The sequence below is a fragment of the Nocardia sp. CNY236 genome, assembly GCF_000482385.1.
In the GTDB taxonomy this organism is placed as follows: domain Bacteria; phylum Actinomycetota; class Actinomycetes; order Mycobacteriales; family Mycobacteriaceae; genus Nocardia.
The window spans coordinates 42,248-59,182 of the sequence record NZ_AXVD01000003.1; the positions used below are offsets into that span (position 1 = coordinate 42,248).

Genomic DNA, 16,935 nt, shown 5'->3' on the forward strand with positions numbered 1-16,935 from the left:
CGGGGATACCCGTACCCGGCGGTGGGGCGCGCAGCTGCGCGATCACCATTCGCCTCACACGCCCGGATCGAGACTTTTAGGAGAGAACCCACATGGCAGAAGTACTCGTGCTCGTCGAGCACGCCGATGGTGCGATCAAGAAAGTCAGCACCGAATTGCTCACTGCGGCGCGCGCGCTCGGCGAGCCCGCGGCCGTCGTGCTCGGCACGGCGGGCACCGGCGAGAAGCTCGCCGACTCGCTGGCCGCCGCCGGCGCCGAGAAGATCTACATCGCCGAGTCCGACGACGTGGACAACTACCTGGTGACCCCGAAGGTGGACGTCTTGGCCGGACTGACCGAGTCGGCGTCGCCGGCCGCGGTCATTGTCGCCGCCACCGCCGAAGGCAAAGAGGTGTCGGGTCGCCTGGCCGCCCGCATCGGCTCCGGTCTGCTGGTCGACGTGGTCGACGTGAAGGCCGACGGCAGCGCGGTGCACTCCATTTTCGGTGGCGCATTCACCGTCGACGCCACGGCCACTGGTGACGTGCCGGTGATTTCGATCCGTCCGGGCGCGATCGAGGCCGGCGCGCAGGCCGGCGCCGGTGAACAGGTCGCCGTGGACGTGCCCGCGCAGGAAGACGGCGTGGTCAAGGTGCTCTCGCGCGAGCCGGTCGTGGCCGGTGACCGTCCGGAGCTCACCGAGGCCGCCATCGTGGTCTCCGGCGGCCGCGGCGTCGGCTCCGCCGACAACTTCGCAGTGGTCGAGGCGCTGGCCGATTCGCTCGGCGCAGCGGTGGGCGCTTCGCGTGCCGCGGTCGACTCGGGCTACTACCCGGGCCAGTTCCAGGTCGGCCAGACCGGCAAGACCGTCTCACCGCAGCTGTACATCGCTCTGGGCATCTCCGGCGCCATCCAGCACCGCGCGGGTATGCAGACTTCCAAGACCATCGTTGCGGTCAACAAGGACGAAGAGGCGCCGATCTTCGAGATCGCGGACTACGGCATCGTGGGCGACCTGTTCAATGTCGCGCCGCAGCTGACCGAAGCGGTGAAGACCCACAAGGGCTGACACGCTGGCGTCGACCACACCTGGTGGCCCCGACCGGATACGGTCGGGGCCACTGCTGTTTCGACCGGCCGATCGTCACCGCGTCCGGAGGTGGCGTAGCGTCTCGATGATCGCTGTGGGTTCACCAGCAGGAAGCAACGGCAACCGGACATGCGGGGTCGCTATCCGGCCCTGGGCATGCAGGACGGCTTTGATCACCGTGGGGTTGGGTTCGGACATGAGCGCGCATGCAGGTGCGACGAGGTCGTTGCCGAGAAGGCGTGCCTGCGTCGTACTTCCGTCGCGCCACAACCGGAACAGTTCGACGTACTCGGGCGTGCACACATTCGCGGTCGCCGCGATCGCGCCCGCCGCGCCCATCGCCAGCAACGGCGAGATCAGCGTGTCTTCACCCGCGAGCACCGAAAACGACTCGTCGGACTCCGCGAACAGCCGTGCGGTGTCGGTGTCCACCGAACCGACCGCCTGCTTGACTGCGACGACGCGGGGATGCTGCGCCAAGCGCACGATGGACTGCCATCCCAGGTGTTGGCCGGTGCGGTAAGGAACGTTGTACAAGACCAGCGGTAGCGGGCTGGCTTCGGCGATGTATTCGAAGTGCGCGACGACTCCCGCCTCAGACGGGCGTGTGTAGTAGGGAACGACCACCAATACGCCTGCGACATAGGTGTTCTCGCTCAGCTCCTCCACCGCCCGCCGCGTGCCGGCGGTGTCGTTGGAGCCGGTTCCGACGAGCAGCGGGACGTCGTGCTCGCGGCATACTCGACCACAGATCCGTACGACCTCTCGCCGCTCCGCCGGGCTCCGCGGTGTCGCAACAGCTCACCGCACTCGAGCGCGAGACCGGTCGGTCCCTGTTGACCCGGACGGGCCGTCGGGTGAGTCTGACGCCGGCGGGGATTGTGCTGGTAGAACACGCCGAGGCCGTGCTCGCCGATCTGGAACGTGCGGAAGCCGCGCTCGCCGCGACGGACGAGGGACCGTCGGGGTCGGTGCGTCTGGGCGCGTTTCCGACCGCACTACGGATGGTCGTGCTTCCCGCGATGGTGCGGATCGCCCGAGCCGAACGGGACATGGAGTTGACGGTCACCGAGGTCGATCCGGCGGAAGTGCCGGATCTGCTTCGGGCAGGCCAACTGGACATTGCGCTGGTTCATGAATACGACAACGTCCCGTCCGCCATGGGGTCGGGAATCGAACTCGAACCGCTTCTCGACGAAGTCGTCTATCTGGCATCGCCCACCGCGCCGAACCTGCCCGACAACGAGCTCATCCACAATCACTGCCGAAGCAACTGGATCGTCGGCAAACCCGGCACGCTCTGCCACACGATGACCGTGCGCACCTGCCAGTCCCATGGCTTCGAACCGCGCATCGCCCACCGAGTCGATGACTTCGCGATGGTATTGCGGCTGGTCGCAGCGGGAGCCGGTGTGGCGTTGGTTCCGCGGTTCGGGACGATCGAGGTCCCAGAGGGGGTCGTGCTCACTGCCTTGCCGATCAGCAGGCGGACTCGGATCGCCTATCGGCGCGGCAGTCGGTCCCGGCCCGCATTCGCCGCGGTGAGCGCAGAACTCCATCGCGCGGCCAGGTCCTTCCGCGGCAGCTGACCGGCGGGTGGGACGTTCGGGCTTGTGAACCAAGGGGTTGTGCTAACGCGGCCGCTGTCCTGCGGGTCGGTTCCGGTCGTTTCGAGCCGGCAGCGCGGCGGCCACTATCGCGACCGCGACCATCACCGCAGCGATCGCGTAGAAGGCGCGGTTGTAGGCCTCGAGCAGCATCGGCGCGTCGGTGCCGTGGGCGGCGGCGACGGTCACCAGGATCGCCAGACCCAGGGCGCCGCCGACCTGTTTGGTCGTGTTCATCAATCCCGAGGCTGCTCCCGCGTCGCCGGTCGGAACCCCGGAGGTGACAGCCGCGGTGATCGGGGTGTTCAACAGGCCAGTGCCGATGCTGAAAACGATCGCCGGGCCCAGGATCCCGGTGAGGTAGTCGTCGTGCTCGCCGAGCTGGGCTTGCCAGCAGAACCCGGCCGCGGCCAGCAACGAACCTGTCGCGATCAACACCCGCCCCTCGACGCGGCGCATCAACCACGGCGTCACTCGCGCAGCGACCACGATGGTCACGATCGTGTGTGGCAGGAACGCCAGCCCCGTCTGAACGGGACTGTAGCCGAGCCCGGTCTGCATCGACAGCGTCAGGAAGAACCACATCGGGTTCAAACTGGCACCGGCCAGCAACATCGCCACATTGCCCACCGACACCGAACGGATCGCGAACAGGCGCAGCGGAATCAGCGGCGAGTCCGCGTTGCGTTTCTCGGCGACACCGAAGACGACCAGCAGGATCGCCCCAATGCCGATACCGAGGACTGCAGAGGTCGAAGCCCATCCCACCTCCGCGGCGCGGGAGATGCCGAACGCCAGAGTCGCCAACCCGCCTGTGGCCAGTACAGCGCCGACGATGTCCACGCGCGGGCGGTCGTTTTCGGGTCGGTCGGCGTGCACGAACCGCATCGTCGCCAGCACGGCGGCAACCGCGATGGGAACATTGAGCAGCAGTGTGGCACGCCAGGACAGATATTCGGTCAGCACTCCGCCGACGAGGTTACCCGCCGTGCCTCCCGCCACGCCGACTGCGGTCCAGGTGGCCAGAGCTCGCACTCGGGCCGGACCTTCCGGGAAAGCCGTGGTCACCAGCGTCAGTGTCGCCGGAGCCAGCACCGCGGCGCCCAATCCTTGTAGTGCGCGCGCGCCGACCAGCAGGGGGCCGGAGGTCGCCAGGCCGCAGGCCAGACTCGCTGCGGCGAACAGCGCCAACCCGCTCATGAAGACCCGGCGGTGGCCGTACAGGTCGGCCAGTCGCCCACCTAGCAGCAGGAATCCGGCGAACACCAGGGCATAGGCGTTGACCACCCATTGTTGGCCCGACTCACCGAAATGCAGTGCGTCCCGAATCGAAGGCAACGCCACGTTCACCACCGAGATATCGAGAACCACCATGAACTGCGCCGCACACGCCACTGTCAGAACAATGTACGCGGTCACGGTGCTGTGCTGGGGTGTGCCGCGGTCGATCTCGACTCGTCGTCGTGTCACGCACCCTCCCGTAGAGACTGGCATTTCACATGTTGGCGGCCGCCGGGCACTAGAGACCGATTTGTGTGAGGGGAGTACGACGTGCACCATTCTGCTTCGAGATTCAGCACCGCCACTTCATCGAGCTGGAACAGCGTCAGCCCATGCCCGAGCTGTGTGGTCAGGAAGCCATGACCGGGAGGGCTGCCGAGGAGTTCGAATCCTTTTGGATATCTTTGGAAGTCGTGCAGCCTTGACGTAGTGCACAAGGTCATCGACGAGCTGGAACGCGGTCACCCGGCGGTGACCGCGCAGCGAGGCTCTTTCAGCGATGACGTTGTATGCCTGGCGCACTCGGTGGCGAATCAGGATTCGCCTGCACCGCGGCCCTGCAGAATTTGCGGCAGTGTTGGAAGCTGGTGATCAGGCGGAACGCATCTGCTACCTGCTCGAGCCGGGGGAGTGTCGGTCCACTTCTACCGCATAGGCACCACGGAACCGAGACCTCTACCAGACGTCGGAGACCTTGGAGCAACTGACATGTTGGGTCACCAACCCGGTGTTGCGGACAGAGAAGTCGGTGCGGACCACGCCCGCACCGGTGTGCGGGTTGAAGGTGATAGAGGCGCCTTTGCCCAGAATAAAACCTACCGATCGGCTTTGGGTTTCCGAACCCGAGGCGCCGGTCGTGAGATTGGTCCAGTTGAGTGTGACCTGGGTTTCATAGTCACCCCAGAGGCTTCCGCCCGATTTGATATTGACGAACGGAGCACCTGGATCGGATTGAGATTGAGAGACCAGGACCGCGCCCGCATACGGGAAGTCGATGATATTCGGGCTCATGCCTCGGCAAGAGCCTTCGGCTGAACTCTGAGCCATTGCCGTACCAGTACCGGTCAGGGTGGCGGCAGTCAGTACAGCGGCGGTCACGGCGAGTCTGCCGGTTATCGTTTTTCTGGTAGGCTTCACGCCCGCAAGGGTATCAGTCTGCGCCACTAGGGGAGTCCAGATCGGCAGTCGTCTGGTGGCGAGCGCAGTCCGAGATTGCGGTGCAGGCGGGAGTGTCGCGGCCGACGGTGGATGTGTGGCTGGCTTGGTATGCGGCCGAGGGCATCGCCGGGCTGCTGGACCGTAGGCGCGGCGCGGGCCGTGAGCAGATGCCCGGCCGGATTCGGGTGCGGATCCTGGCAGCGACGTCGGCACCGGCGAGGTCTTCGGCGACTGCCGGCCCACCCGCGCCGGCGCGGAATTCCTCGCGTTCCTCGAACGAGCGGTGAAAAAACAATGCCAAGTATGCAAAACAGGATTGCGAGACACTAGAGGATTTGCCACGTGAGCGGCATGTCCCGACGGAGTGCATCGATTCGTCGCAGGATCTCGGCCTCGGTAGCCGATCCAGGTTCGGACTTGCGCGCATTCGTTGTAATCATTTTCAGCTCCCTGAGGTCTCTGAGCCATTCGTATCCGTCCCACTCTCGGATGTCGAAGCCGTACAGAGAACTGAATTGCTCGAACTCATCGGCGGCATGACCGAATCGGCGGCAGTGGACTTCGACTGTCACGAGATCCCACTCGGGAGGCCCGATTGCTGCGGTATCCCAATCACAGAGAACTGCTCGCTGAGACCGATTATCCCACAATGCGTTACGGTGCTGTGCATCACCATGAATCACCGCTGTATCGAGCGCGTATCGAATGTCACCTGACTGCTGGGCGAGCTCTTCTTGCCGGGCAAGCAGCACACGGCGGTCTTCAGGTGTGAGGATCGTGCTGGTCTGTATGGCCTGGGAGATCGAGGAAAGTGCCTTGCGGATCTGCCGATCCGGCAAGGCGGCCGTCGGTCTCGTAGGACATGAGTGCAGTTTGGTCAGCGGTTCGGCAAGTTCGATCGCACTCGTAATTCCGCGTTCCTGCTCGAGGTATTGCCAAAAGGTTACCGGGCAGCCGCCAACTGTGAGCGGTTGTTCGACATCGATGAGCGATACCGTGGGTACAGCATGGTCTTCTAGCCAGTGCACGAGGTCGACGATGTCGATGCTTCCCGAGCGATCAGGTCGGCCGATCTTCACCACAACTGGCCGGCTGGTCAACGCGTACACGGCATTGGTGTGATGGCGCAGGAGCACGGCGCCGCTTGCGTCGAATCCTGCTTCGCGGCAACAGGCATCGAGGATCCGAAGTGTTCGATCGGGCGTGAATGTCGATTCGGTGAGTGTCGTGATGGTTGGCGGTGAGGTCATGCCGTTGTCTCGGTGTGAATCAATTCGCGAAGCGATTTGGCAGATGGCAGTGCGCGATGTTCTGCGGGCAACGCTTTCACGAGGTCGAGTGCGCGAGTAGAAATGATCCGTGTGCGATGTTCGACAGGCAAGCCGTTGAGTACATGTTCAGCGAGCTGGCATCCGTCAGCCGCCGAGCCGCTCATCGCGTAGCCCAAGGCGGCGTCGAGTTGTATCAGCGCCGGATCGATCACTACGGGGGTCGATCTGTAGAGGGATAGTGCCTCGTCTTGGGCACGGCGTGCACGGGTGGTTTGCCGCAGATACGTAAGTGTTCCAGACAAATAGAGAAGCATCCGCTTTGCAGTGAACTTGAATGCCTCGTCCCCACTGTTGTTCGGTAGAGCATCTGTGAGCTGCCGAGCCTTGTTCATGGCCTGCTCGGCACCATGATGGTCACCAAGTCTGGCCAGTGCTCGAGCTTCAGCTGCGGCGGCAAGGGCGGAGGCATCGCAAGCTTTGCTGGGTGCCAGATCCTGTGCCGCCCGTGCCAGCACGATCGTTTTGGTGAGGCCGCCATAGTAGTAGTGCAGCATCGAATGCTGGGCGCGTGCAGTGGCCTGCAGTTGCCGGTTGAGACTATCGTCTGCCGCGGCTGTGGCGGTGCCATACCAGTAGTTTGCGCGGCCGATCTCGCCGAGCTTCATGAGCGCGTCCGCAGTGAGCAGACCGAGAGCGGCAGACGATTCCGAGAGGCGGGCCTGGAGGCTCGCGGGTTGCCGCTCAACAGCGATTGTTTGAACTTCCAGCAGGTCGGGCGCGATTGCCGCAAGTGCGGTTGCCGGCGGAGTGGTGGTGTAGCTCTGGATCCGATCCGCCACCCGCTCCCACATCAGGTCTACCCTGGCTGACGTCACGGTGCACTTCGACAGGGTCTGATCGACGACGAGGCGGATGCGGTCGAAGGCAGTCACCAAATCAGATTGGTGGCATGGCACTGGTAGCAGCCGGTTCTCGGCAGCGGTCTGTCGTGAGTACGAACCGAGACCTGGTTCGTGTCGTTGCGATCCGACTCCTGCGAGTGCCCGTTCGAACCGGGCACGGATCTCCGGCGTCGCGGCGGTCAATGTGTTATCGAGTAGTTCCCGACTCGTTGGACGCAGTCGCGCTTCGGCGCCCTGAATCTCCCAATTCGTTACGGTGCGTGTAGAGATCTTCAGTGTGGTCGCGAACTTTTCGACGCTGAGCAACATGGCTTGGCGCAGCGCTTTCGATTCGATACCCGTCCAGCGGTAGACAATCATCGTCCCAGCCTCAGCCCCCTATCCGGTTACCGAACAAAACTACACCGGTTCAACCGGATCTGTGTCCCATGGACCGAAGAAGATGTGGCCAAATTGCATGGAAATTGCGCCGATAGGTTCTGGTTGCTTCCTGTTGCCCGGGAGACGCTGAAAAGCACCCAGGCCGCGGGCGACTCGTAGCGCTGGTGGCCGACTACACGCACCGTGCACGAGGAGTATTGCGATGACCTGCGCTCTACCATTGTCGCCGAAGGCAAGTCCCCGGCCGAATGAGCCCGATGTGCACATACGATTCGTCTACGCCGGCACGTCGGGCGACGTGGTCTTCGACCGGAGTGCTTGCCAGTCGGCCGCGCTGGGCCTACTCGAGGGCTGGCGGCATAGCCACTGTCCAAGGTTGTCGATTGTCGTCGTGCACGACGGCCGCACCGACTTCCCGCGAGTGAACTGCGAGTTGCTTTGGGCATCACCGTAATTCCGGTCGAGTCGAGAGCGGACACCACGTTCAACCCGCTCACTGTCGCTGGATGTGCCCGAAGCGAGCATGCCCGTGCACGGGTGCTTCGAGAACCGAACAGAAACGACTTCTCCAGACGATTGCCTCGCACTGGGCATCCGTCGTCGATCTCAACAACCTGGTGAGGATTGTCATGGAAACTGGTGAGACCGTTCCAGGACCGATATTGCCGAACACGCGTGACCTTGTTGCTGCGATCCAGGGCCACGTTCCTGCCCAGCATCCCGCACGCGGAATCTTGCGGTCGATCCGCCTGCTGGCCAGTGTGTCACCTGAACCCCTCGGCGCCGGCACGATCGCACCCGAATACGGGCGCAATGAGCGCGTTGAGTCCGCGCTGGACTCGATCGAGGATCGACTGTTCGGTGACCTGTACGCGTTGATCGAGCGCGCTGTGGGTGGTCCTGATATCACCAGTGCGATGGTCGATCTCGTCGATCGTTGGATATGGTTCCAACGCCACCGCAGCGATTCATGGATCGGCGCTGCTCGTGCGCTCGCTGAAGCCCGAATCGCCTACACCGCACAGCGAAGGGCATCACGCGGGCACACCTGGAGCGCCCGAGTGTCATCGATTCCGACACCTACCGCCGCGGAGTTGCAGGCGATGTTCGACACCCCGCCACGATGAACGCTGGAAAGGAATTTTCACCAATGGGAATCCGTGCCGCCGACAAGAGCATCGCCAGGTCGTACGACACCCATCGCGGACGAGTATGCGATGCGCTTCCGCGGCGAATTGGACGGCAAGCCCTGGATCGGTCTGTGCTGCGGGGTTTTGCCGAGCTCATCGGAGGGGGTCATGCTCCCGAGTCTGCGGTGCGGTCGCGTCAGGGGTACCTGATCGCCCAGCGAGTCGGGTAGCTAGGGGTGAGCCCGGTCGGTACGAGTGATCTGACCGTGAGACAGGTGTATGATACGCGTATATCATACACCTGATATACGCGTATCATCATTCGTTGGGCATCGGCATGGATACGAAAGGCGGGTGGTGTGTGTGCCACGGGTGGTCGATCACGAAGTACGGCGGCGAGAGATCACCAACGCAGTACGCAAAGTGATGGCCCGTGGCGGATTGGACGCCGCGACGTTTCAGTCCGTTGCGGCGGAGGCCGGGGTCTCGGTCCGATTGGTGCAGTACTACTTCGGCACGAAACGCGAGTTTCTCCTAGCGACTCACCGGGCGGTTCTGGACGATGCCGCGGCACGATTCGGCCAACAGGTGGCCGCTCTCGGTGAGGACGCAGCGCCCCGCGATGCTCTACGCATCATCCTGACCGAACTTCTGCCCTTGGACGACGTACGCCGCCAGGATGCGATCGTGCTGGATGCCTTCTACGCCGCCGCCCTCACCGGTGGTGACGCTTTCGGCATGACCGATAGCAGAGGTGGCCTGCGAGCCCTCGTCGATGTCGTGGCCGACAACCTCCGGCGGGCCCGCCGGACCGGTGCATCGGCCACCGCGCCGGCCGTCGATCTCGACGCGGAACTGGTCGCGCTCACTGTTGTCGGTCTCACCCAGGCCGCGTTGGACCCGGTCGTCGCGGAAACCGCTCCCGCCCTGGTGGAGCGCCTGCTCGATCGTATGCTGGGCCCAGTCTCGGAAGGCCCGGTTGCGAAGAGTTGACCGGTTGGCCTCGAACCCGGCGCCACTCGCGTGATCCGGTCGCAAAGCCGATGTGCCCTGCTCGGCATAGTGCGCGACAAGCCTGACCGCATCGTCCATCGTGCCGTAGATGTGAACGTTTCCCCTAACCATGACCATCAGTAGTGCTGTCTACCCGAGCTCGGCCGGGCCGGCGTATTCCACGATCACGGCCGCGTCTCGACCACGTTTCCGGGGTCTGGTTCCTAGGCTCGGACAATGACCGTCACGCGTTCGATCCTGCTGTTCGTGCTGGCCGCGGTCGCCGAGATCGGCGGCGCCTGGTTGGTCTGGCAAGGGGTGCGTGAGCACCGCGGCTGGACCTGGATCGGAGCCGGGGTCGTCGCCCTCGGGCTCTACGGATTCGTTGCCACGCTGCAACCCGACGCCCACTTCGGACGTATTCTCGCTGCTTACGGAGGCGTCTTCGTCGCCGGATCGCTTGCGTGGGGAATGGCCTTCGACGGATTCCGACCCGACCGATGGGATATCACCGGCGCGGTCGTTTGCTCGATCGGTGTCGCTGTCATCATGTACGCCCCACGGGCCGGCTGACTCGACACCGGAGCGACGAGTCGATCCGTGCGGCCGGTGAAACACATCAAAAATGGCCTACGGCAACAGATTTCGATACGCTGATTCCGACGCTCTGGCTCCGCTGGGTATCGAGGTACCGCGAGCCACCTGGTTCGGCGGGAGGATGACTGTCTTGACTCGAGGCTCGGAGATATTCCGTTGGTGGGTTCGGCAGGCCAACACGGTGATCATCGGCTTACAGAGGTTGGGAATCGCGTTCGGTCCGCAGTATCTGATCACCGTGCCGGGGCGCAAGACCGGTCGACCGAGGACCGCGGCGATCGCGGTCGTTCCCATTGCGGGGCAACGCTACGTGGTGCAGGCATATCCCAAGGCAGCATGGGTGGCCAACGTTCGAGCCGCCGAACAGGTGACGCTGTCGCGAGGTCGCCGCTCGTCGGTCGTGAAGATGGTGGAGTTGCCGGTTGCGGAGCGCCGCCCGCTGCTGCGTGATTGCATCGCCGATAGCCCACGTGTCGGTAAGTTGTTCACCACCAGCGGTTTGGTGGACGACGGCAGTCCTGATGGAGTTGCCGCGGCGGCCGACCGTATCGCGGTGTTCCGTGTCGAACCTACGTGATGCGAGGGTGACGGCGTCTTCGGCAGGGTGCCGTTCCAACGCTACGACGAGGTCGCACGCGTGCGCCGCAGCTTCAGCTGCCATGCAGTTCGGTGAGCAGGGTGGTCAGAATCGGTGAGCGCCGGGCATCGGTGCGCAGGACCGCCGACACCGGGACGCGTAGTTTGTGTTCGGCCAGGGGTAGTACCACCAATCCCTCCGTGGGGCTCTCGGCATAGAGCACGGTCCATGCGTCGGGGCGGTTGATCAGTTCCATCGTCGCGGTGTGGTCCGGAGGGATGGGCGGGCCCAGCGTGGGGCCGGCGGGTAGCTCGGCGAAGGCGTTGCGAATCACGTTGTGCAACAACACCTGGTCCTGTTCGGGCGGCAGCAGAAGCGGATGCGAGCTCAGGTCGGCCAACGTCACGACGTCGCGAGTCGCCAGCGGATGGGCGCTGGAGGTGGCGATCACCAGATCCTCGACCCAGAGTTGTTCCACCGCGAGGCCCGGTTGATCGACCCTGCCGCGGATCAGCGCGAGATCGCAATCCCCCTCGGCCACCGCGGTGATGCGCTGGCGGAATGGTTTGATCACGAACTCGATCTCCGCCTCCGGGTGTGCGGCGCGCGCGCCTGCGATGGATGACAGCGAGCGGGTGGCGAAGGACATGTTCGCGGCCAGCCGAATGCGCGGTCCCACCGCGCGCACGGCGGCGCGGATCGCCGATTCGAGACTCAGCATCTGCTTAGCGAGCGGAAGTAGCCGCGCGGTCGCGTCGGTCGGCACAACCGAGCGGGTCGAGCGTTCGAACAGTTGTACGCCAAGGTCGCGCTCGAGCCGGGAGATCTGGTGGCTGATCGCGGACTGCGAGATGAAGCATCGCGCGGCGGCGCCGCTGAAGCTGAGCTCCTCGCACACCGCGACGAAGTAGGTGAGCTGCCGAAGTTCCACCGCATCTCCTATTTATTACGGATCAAGATAAGAGTCATCTCAATTATGCGCCCTGACGCCTGAAATATCTGCGTTCCGAATCACGGTTCGTAATGGGAGAAGGAGGATGTCATGCAAGAGGTGGATGCGGGTATCGAAACCGCAGGGGTGGTCGTTGTCGGTTCGGGGTTCGGTGGGCTTGCCGCCGCCAAGCAACTGGCCAAGTCGGGAGTGGACTACGTGCTGATCTCCAGCACCCCGGAGCATCTGTTCCAGCCATTGTTGTATCAGGTAGCGACCGGTGTGCTCACCTCGGAGGAGATCGCCCCTCCCGTCGCAGGGATCCTGCGCCGCCATCGTACGGCGGATGTGCGCCTGGGCACGGTGATCGCGATCGACCCGGATCAGGCCATCGTCACCTACCAACACGACGGCGCACTGCGTCGGATCCGCTACGGCTCGCTGATCGCCGCGACCGGGGCGAACCAGTCGTATTTCGGTCGGGACGAATTCGCCGAGTACACGTTCTCCCTGAAGACCATCGACGATGCGCGGCGGCTGCGTGCACAGATCGAGCGGGTGTTCGCCCAGGCCGCGAATGCCGACCAGGAGACCAGGCGCCGGCTGCTGAGCTTCGTCGTGGTCGGCGCCGGCGCGACCGGCGTCGAAGTGGCCGGTCAATTGAAGGAGCTGGCCAAGCGGTACTACCACCAGGAGGTCGCGGTCACGCTCGTCGAAGGCGCCGGCGAAGTGCTCCCGCCCTTCGGCGGTGACCTGTCGGAATATGCGAAGCAGTCCCTGACCCGCAGCGGCGTCGACGTGCGACTGGGCACCTTTGTGACCGACATCGAGTCCGGCAAGGTCACAGTGCGTGGCTCCGATGGCGTCGAGCAGGCGATCGCGGCCGAGACCGTGGTCTGGTCGGCAGGTGTGCAAGCAGGAGGGTTCGCCCGGATCCTGGCCGAAGCCACCGGTGTCGCGACCGACCGGGCCGGTCGACTGCTGATCAATCCCGACCTGACCGTCGGCGGGTATGCCGACATCTACGCGATCGGCGATATGACCTCGCTCAACGGCTACCCCGGTCAATCACCGGTGGCGATGCAGGAAGGCCGGCACGCCGCCGACATCATCGCCCGCAAGAAGCAGCCCGGCACCGCCTTCGTCTACTGGGACAAAGGCAGCATGGCGGTGATCAGCCGGTACAGCGCGGTGGCGAAACTCAACGACCGCATCGCCTTCCGCGGCGTGATCGCTTGGTTCCTCTGGCTCGCGGTACACCTGGTCTACCTGGTCGGCTTCCGCAATCGTTTCGCCGCGGTCGCATCGTGGTTGATCGCTTTCGTGGGTACCGGACGTCCTGGCTTCACCGAGCAGGGCACTGCTCCCGCCACGGAACCCGTCTCGGAACGCCGGGCCGCCTAGAGGAGACGACGCGGTGAACGCTCGGTGTGACGGCCGTCTCGTTCACCGAACCGGCATCGGTGGGACACTTCGAGGTCGCCACGGCGCCGTATCGACCTGGCTTCATCACGGGTATGACTCTTTCGTCCGTGCTGACGGCCCCGGGTCGATCGCCGGCTTCTAGGCAGGAACAGGCGCGGTATTCGCTGGTGGTGTCCTCCGACGCCGAACACCGAATCGCCGCTCAGCGACTGCGCTACCGCGTCTTCGCCGGGGAACCCGGCTTCCGAATCCCGGACAACGGAACCGGTCTGGACGCCGATCGGTTCGACAGTCATTGTGATCACCTGCTCGTACGGGACGACGCCAGCGGTGAGTTCGTCGGCTGCTACCGGATGCTGCCGCCGGAGAAAACCGCCGCAGCGGGCGGGTACTACACGGCGACGGAATTCGACCTCACCCACATGGACCCGCAGGGAATGCGGATCGTGGAGATGGGGCGCGCATGCGTGGCGCCCGCGCACCGCAATGGATCGGTGCTCACGCTCATGTGGGCGGGCATCCTGCACTACATCCAACTCACCGGCTACGAATGGGTGATGGGGTGTGTGTCGGTGCCGATGCAGGACACTCCGGCAGACCCGCCGGGAGTGAATGTGCGCGGCGTGCGTGACATGCTTCTCGGCCGGCACGCGTGTGCACCAGAACGCCAGGCGCACCCGTACTGCCCTGTGGTCGTCGACGGCAAGACCTTGGATGATCTGCCGCCGCCACGCCGTCCGAAGCTGCCCCCACTGGTCCGGGGATACCTGCGGCTGGGCGCGACGATCTGTGGTGAGCCCGCACACGACCCCGATTTCGCCGTCGCGGACTTCGTCGCACTGCTCGGTTTGGACACCATCGACACCCGCTATCTCGACCGACTACGTAATGCCGCGGCCACATTCGATCAGAAGTGAGGCCGTGACCGACGGCGCCCCTCACCTGGCTCATCCGTGGATGCCTTCCAGTACTTGCGGACCCGGGTGCCTGGATACGGGCCGCCCGGCCGGCGCCAGCCGAGTGGCAGCCCGACTGGTCGGGGTCGCCGGAGTGCTGCTCAGCTTTCCGGTCGCGCAGGTGGTGACTCCACGTGGCAAGCGTGCACCGATGCAACGCCGCTATGCACGCCTGCTGCTGGGTTGCCTCGGAATGCGCCTGCGCGTCATCGACAATCGTGCTGGCGATGGAGCGGACGCCGTGCCGGTCGGCTTCGGCACGCCCGGTCGTGGCGCGTTGGTGGCAACGCGCCATATCGGTTGGACCGACATCGTTGCTCTGGTCGCCGTGCAACCGATCGGTTTCGTCGCGCGCGCAGACCTGGTGGAATGGCCGCTGTTGGGCTCCCTCGCCCGACTGATGCGGGTCGTCCCGATCCACCGGGAACGCTTGCGTGCGCTACCCGGCGCGGTGGCTGCAGTGGGCGACCGATTGGCCGCAGGCGAGTGCGTCGGAATCTTTCCCGAGGGCACTACCTGGTGCGGTCGTGGGTCCGGCAGCCTGCGTCCGGCGCTGTTCCAGGCGGCCGTGGACACGGGCAGCGTCGTGCAACCTGTCAGGTTGCGGTATCTGGACGAGAACGAGGCCGTGTGCACCGTCCCCGCATTCGTGGGCGTCGACAGCATTGTGTCGTCGGCCTGGCGAGTTCTACGCTCGCGCGGCATGCTCGCCGAGGTGGTGCTCGAACAAGCCCTTCAGCCCGGATCCGATCGCCGCGCGTTGGCCGGTCGGTGTGAGGCCGTGTTGCGTGACCCTGCACCACCGCGGCTGCGCGCACGATGTGCGCGCGAGCGGCTCTCGCTACCGGCGGAATATCGACCGGGTTACTTTCGACGGGCCGTTCTATTCGGGCAAACACAGGATGCAGGGTATGAACGTTCAGGTCATCGCCACTAGCGACGGCGAATCACCGCCCTCGAACCCACGGCCGCGGGGTGATCAGTAGTTTTCACATTCCGCCGACACCGAGGCCGACCATCCCCGCGCGGGACCGACCCACATCACCACCTGTAGTCCCAGCCCGATAGCGGACCACCTCCGCGAGCGCGGGGCCGACAGACTATCAGCGGACGCTGGCTTAGGGTCCATAGGCCATCCCCGCGCGTGCGGGGCCGACATTCGCCCGGACGGCACCTGTCGTCTCACAACGACCGGCCCCTATTCTCCCGCTGGAACTTCCCATCGGCGGAAGTGCTGATGACGAGGCGTCGACGAGGGTTCACGCGATTCACCCGCCCGGCCTTCCCCAGCCTGTAACCCCTGGATGGAACAGGGGTCCTTGGGCCGTGCCCTCGGGCATCGCACCCCACGGTCACCCATGACGCACGCCGAGGCGGGGACGATCCACACGCACGGGATCGGGAACTACGTTATCGGCATCGCCGATCCCTCCTTCTACGAGTTCCACTGTTACTCATGCGACTTCGTGTCGCACGATGCGGTTCAACCACGACGAATAGGTTGGCAGGAACACCAATTCCACCGTGTTGGCGGCGCACCATTCTCGCACTTCGCGCCGCTTGTGGACCGAGTAGTTGTCCAGGATCGGTACAACGTTTCACCCGGCCATCTGGCCGGCAGGGACTCGAGGAACGCAAGGAACTCGGTCCATCGTTTCCGGTCGCGGATGCGGTAGTACAGCTGCCCGGTGGCCAAGTCCAGCGCGCCGAACATGTGCCGCACGCCCTGGGTGCGGTGGTAGGTCGCCCGCAACCGGGCTGGTCGGCGCTTGCCGAACCAGCCGCGGCCGGTCCCACTGGCTTTCAGGATCTGACGCAGCGTGTCCCGGCTGGTGTCGGCAATCTCGTTGATACGCAAAACATCAGCCAGCTTCGATAGGCTCGACGTCGAGAACGGCCAGCCCAGGTCGCGGGGGCAGCACCGGGCGATCTGGCAGATCCGATCACGCGTCGCCTGATCGGTCTTCGCCGGTCTGCCCCCGCTCCATTTTGGGTCCAGCGCCTCGAACCCCTTCTCGTTGAAGTCATGGATCACTTGCCGCACATAGGATTCCGACACCTGCATCAGCTTCGCGATCAGCGGCACCGGCTGATGCTGCGCCGATGCCATCACCACCACCGCGTCGCCGCATCCGCACCGGCTGCCTGCCGCGCCGCGCGATCTGCTGGCGCTTCCGGCCTTCCTCCGGGGTCACCGTTCTGACGAACACATCCGGCTTCCGCGCCACCGGCACCACCTCCACCGGCAGCATCACCGGCCCCGGACGCCAGGGCAAGCCGACACCCGGCTACCGCAACAACCTATCCGGACGCAGCACTAGCCGGCGGCGGAGAGATCAACCGAGTTCAGTCAGATGGCGTTCCACCGACTCGACTTTCGATGTGATTGCGTTTGTTGAACCGGGGCGAACATCACCCTTCAGGACGATGCTGCATCGTGGCGCGACCTCCATCACGGCGTCAATCGCTTGTTTGATCACCGCCATCACTTCATCCCATTCGCCCTCGATGGTCGTAAACAACGCATTGGTTTCGTTCGGGAGTCCACTTGCGCGAATGACGCGCACAGCCTCGGCGACGGCCGCACCAACACTTTCTCCAGAACCTACCGGTGTTACCGAGAAGGCAATAATCACTGTGACTCCTTGCTGTGTTG

General features: G+C 64.5%; 17 protein-coding genes and 3 pseudogenes. 11 read left to right on the plus strand and 9 right to left on the minus strand.

Annotated elements, in window-relative coordinates; translation table 11 throughout:
- The first annotated feature begins 92 nt into the window (after positions 1-92).
- Entirely contained in the window at positions 93-1,049 is a 957-nt protein-coding gene (locus K940_RS0103520) for an electron transfer flavoprotein subunit alpha/FixB family protein (protein ID WP_028476392.1), read from the plus strand.
- 75 nt (positions 1,050-1,124) lie between these two features.
- Here the strand turns inward: K940_RS0103520 and K940_RS26800 are convergent, their stop codons facing one another.
- Positions 1,125-1,823, minus strand: a complete 699-nt coding sequence (locus K940_RS26800; protein WP_081706133.1) for a dihydrodipicolinate synthase family protein — start codon at positions 1,821-1,823, stop codon at positions 1,125-1,127.
- Between the two features lie 35 nt (positions 1,824-1,858).
- Between K940_RS26800 and K940_RS26805 the strand changes: the two genes are divergently transcribed.
- Complete coding sequence (locus tag K940_RS26805) at positions 1,859-2,659, plus strand: LysR family transcriptional regulator (RefSeq protein WP_231390228.1); 801 nt, start codon at positions 1,859-1,861, stop codon at positions 2,657-2,659.
- Positions 2,660-2,701: 42 nt separating this feature from the next.
- On the opposite strand, the gene K940_RS0103535 is transcribed toward K940_RS26805, so the two are convergent.
- Positions 2,702-4,147 carry an MFS transporter gene (locus tag K940_RS0103535; RefSeq protein ID WP_081706134.1) on the minus strand — a complete coding sequence of 482 codons (1,446 nt, stop codon included), beginning with the start codon at positions 4,145-4,147 and terminating at the stop codon, positions 2,702-2,704.
- A 486-nt stretch (positions 4,148-4,633) separates the two neighbouring features.
- A complete protein-coding gene (locus K940_RS26810) occupies positions 4,634-5,095 on the minus strand; it encodes a hypothetical protein (RefSeq protein WP_196812090.1) in 462 nt (153 codons plus the stop codon).
- A 107-nt stretch (positions 5,096-5,202) separates the two neighbouring features.
- On the opposite strand from K940_RS26810, the gene K940_RS34075 reads away from it, so the two are divergent.
- Positions 5,203-5,403, plus strand: a complete 201-nt coding sequence (locus K940_RS34075) for a hypothetical protein (protein ID WP_369797464.1) — start codon at positions 5,203-5,205, stop codon at positions 5,401-5,403.
- A 39-nt stretch (positions 5,404-5,442) separates the two neighbouring features.
- Here K940_RS34075 and K940_RS26820 read toward each other — a convergent pair whose 3' ends face one another.
- Both K940_RS26820 and K940_RS26825 read right to left on the minus strand, forming a co-directional pair.
- Positions 5,443-6,225 carry a phosphotransferase family protein gene (locus K940_RS26820; RefSeq protein ID WP_196812092.1) on the minus strand — a complete coding sequence of 261 codons (783 nt, stop codon included), beginning with the start codon at positions 6,223-6,225 and terminating at the stop codon, positions 5,443-5,445.
- Between the two features lie 137 nt (positions 6,226-6,362).
- Entirely contained in the window at positions 6,363-7,319 is a 957-nt protein-coding gene (locus K940_RS26825) for an XRE family transcriptional regulator (RefSeq protein WP_155980734.1), read from the minus strand.
- Positions 7,320-8,299: 980 nt separating this feature from the next.
- Here K940_RS26825 and K940_RS0103570 point away from each other — a divergent pair.
- The 4 genes from K940_RS0103570 to K940_RS0103585 all read left to right on the plus strand — a co-directional run bounded on the left by K940_RS0103570 (position 8,300) and on the right by K940_RS0103585 (position 10,967).
- Positions 8,300-8,797 carry a hypothetical protein gene (locus K940_RS0103570; RefSeq protein ID WP_028476395.1) on the plus strand — a complete coding sequence of 166 codons (498 nt, stop codon included), beginning with the start codon at positions 8,300-8,302 and terminating at the stop codon, positions 8,795-8,797.
- A 360-nt stretch (positions 8,798-9,157) separates the two neighbouring features.
- Positions 9,158-9,793, plus strand: a complete 636-nt coding sequence (locus K940_RS0103575) for a TetR/AcrR family transcriptional regulator (RefSeq protein ID WP_231390230.1) — start codon at positions 9,158-9,160, stop codon at positions 9,791-9,793.
- A gap of 237 nt (positions 9,794-10,030) precedes the next feature.
- A complete protein-coding gene (locus K940_RS0103580) occupies positions 10,031-10,366 on the plus strand; it encodes a YnfA family protein (protein WP_028476397.1) in 336 nt (111 codons plus the stop codon).
- A gap of 154 nt (positions 10,367-10,520) precedes the next feature.
- The gene (locus tag K940_RS0103585; RefSeq protein ID WP_231390231.1) at positions 10,521-10,967 is read left to right on the plus strand and encodes a nitroreductase family deazaflavin-dependent oxidoreductase; all 447 of its coding nucleotides are present in this window, start codon (positions 10,521-10,523) and stop codon (positions 10,965-10,967) included.
- A 73-nt stretch (positions 10,968-11,040) separates the two neighbouring features.
- On the opposite strand, the gene K940_RS0103590 is transcribed toward K940_RS0103585, so the two are convergent.
- The gene (locus K940_RS0103590) at positions 11,041-11,898 is read right to left on the minus strand and encodes a LysR family transcriptional regulator (protein ID WP_028476399.1); all 858 of its coding nucleotides are present in this window, start codon (positions 11,896-11,898) and stop codon (positions 11,041-11,043) included.
- 111 nt (positions 11,899-12,009) lie between these two features.
- On the opposite strand from K940_RS0103590, the gene K940_RS0103595 reads away from it, so the two are divergent.
- The 4 genes and pseudogenes from K940_RS0103595 to K940_RS33445 all read left to right on the plus strand — a co-directional run.
- The gene (locus K940_RS0103595) at positions 12,010-13,302 is read left to right on the plus strand and encodes an NAD(P)/FAD-dependent oxidoreductase (RefSeq protein ID WP_036527417.1); all 1,293 of its coding nucleotides are present in this window, start codon (positions 12,010-12,012) and stop codon (positions 13,300-13,302) included.
- Positions 13,303-13,415: 113 nt separating this feature from the next.
- Entirely contained in the window at positions 13,416-14,240 is an 825-nt protein-coding gene (locus K940_RS0103600) for a GNAT family N-acetyltransferase (protein ID WP_028476401.1), read from the plus strand.
- Between the two features lie 232 nt (positions 14,241-14,472).
- Positions 14,473-14,871 (plus strand): annotated as a pseudogene (locus K940_RS33440) (lysophospholipid acyltransferase family protein); the annotation flags it as partial.
- A gap of 262 nt (positions 14,872-15,133) precedes the next feature.
- A pseudogene (locus tag K940_RS33445) lies at positions 15,134-15,223 on the plus strand (IS5/IS1182 family transposase); the annotation flags it as partial.
- A 510-nt stretch (positions 15,224-15,733) separates the two neighbouring features.
- Here the strand turns inward: K940_RS33445 and K940_RS34080 are convergent.
- From K940_RS34080 to K940_RS0103615, 3 genes and pseudogenes are all read right to left on the minus strand, one after another.
- Complete coding sequence (locus tag K940_RS34080; protein ID WP_369797456.1) at positions 15,734-15,829, minus strand: hypothetical protein; 96 nt, start codon at positions 15,827-15,829, stop codon at positions 15,734-15,736.
- Between the two features lie 314 nt (positions 15,830-16,143).
- A pseudogene (locus K940_RS33455) lies at positions 16,144-16,389 on the minus strand (transposase); the annotation flags it as partial.
- Positions 16,390-16,615: 226 nt separating this feature from the next.
- Entirely contained in the window at positions 16,616-16,915 is a 300-nt protein-coding gene (locus K940_RS0103615; RefSeq protein ID WP_051406850.1) for an MTH1187 family thiamine-binding protein, read from the minus strand.
- Between the last annotated feature and the right edge of the window lie 20 nt (positions 16,916-16,935).

Bases quoted from the DNA above. Each gene is read 5' to 3' on its own strand.
- K940_RS0103570 (WP_028476395.1), top strand. From the start codon at position 8,300: ATGGAAACTGGTGAGACCGTTCCAGGACCGATATTGCCGAACACGCGT.
- K940_RS0103600 (WP_028476401.1), top strand. From the start codon at position 13,416: ATGACTCTTTCGTCCGTGCTGACGGCCCCGGGTCGATCGCCGGCTTCT.
- K940_RS0103580 (WP_028476397.1), top strand. From the start codon at position 10,031: ATGACCGTCACGCGTTCGATCCTGCTGTTCGTGCTGGCCGCGGTCGCC.
- K940_RS0103595 (WP_036527417.1), top strand. From the start codon at position 12,010: ATGCAAGAGGTGGATGCGGGTATCGAAACCGCAGGGGTGGTCGTTGTC.
- K940_RS0103520 (WP_028476392.1), top strand. From the start codon at position 93: ATGGCAGAAGTACTCGTGCTCGTCGAGCACGCCGATGGTGCGATCAAG.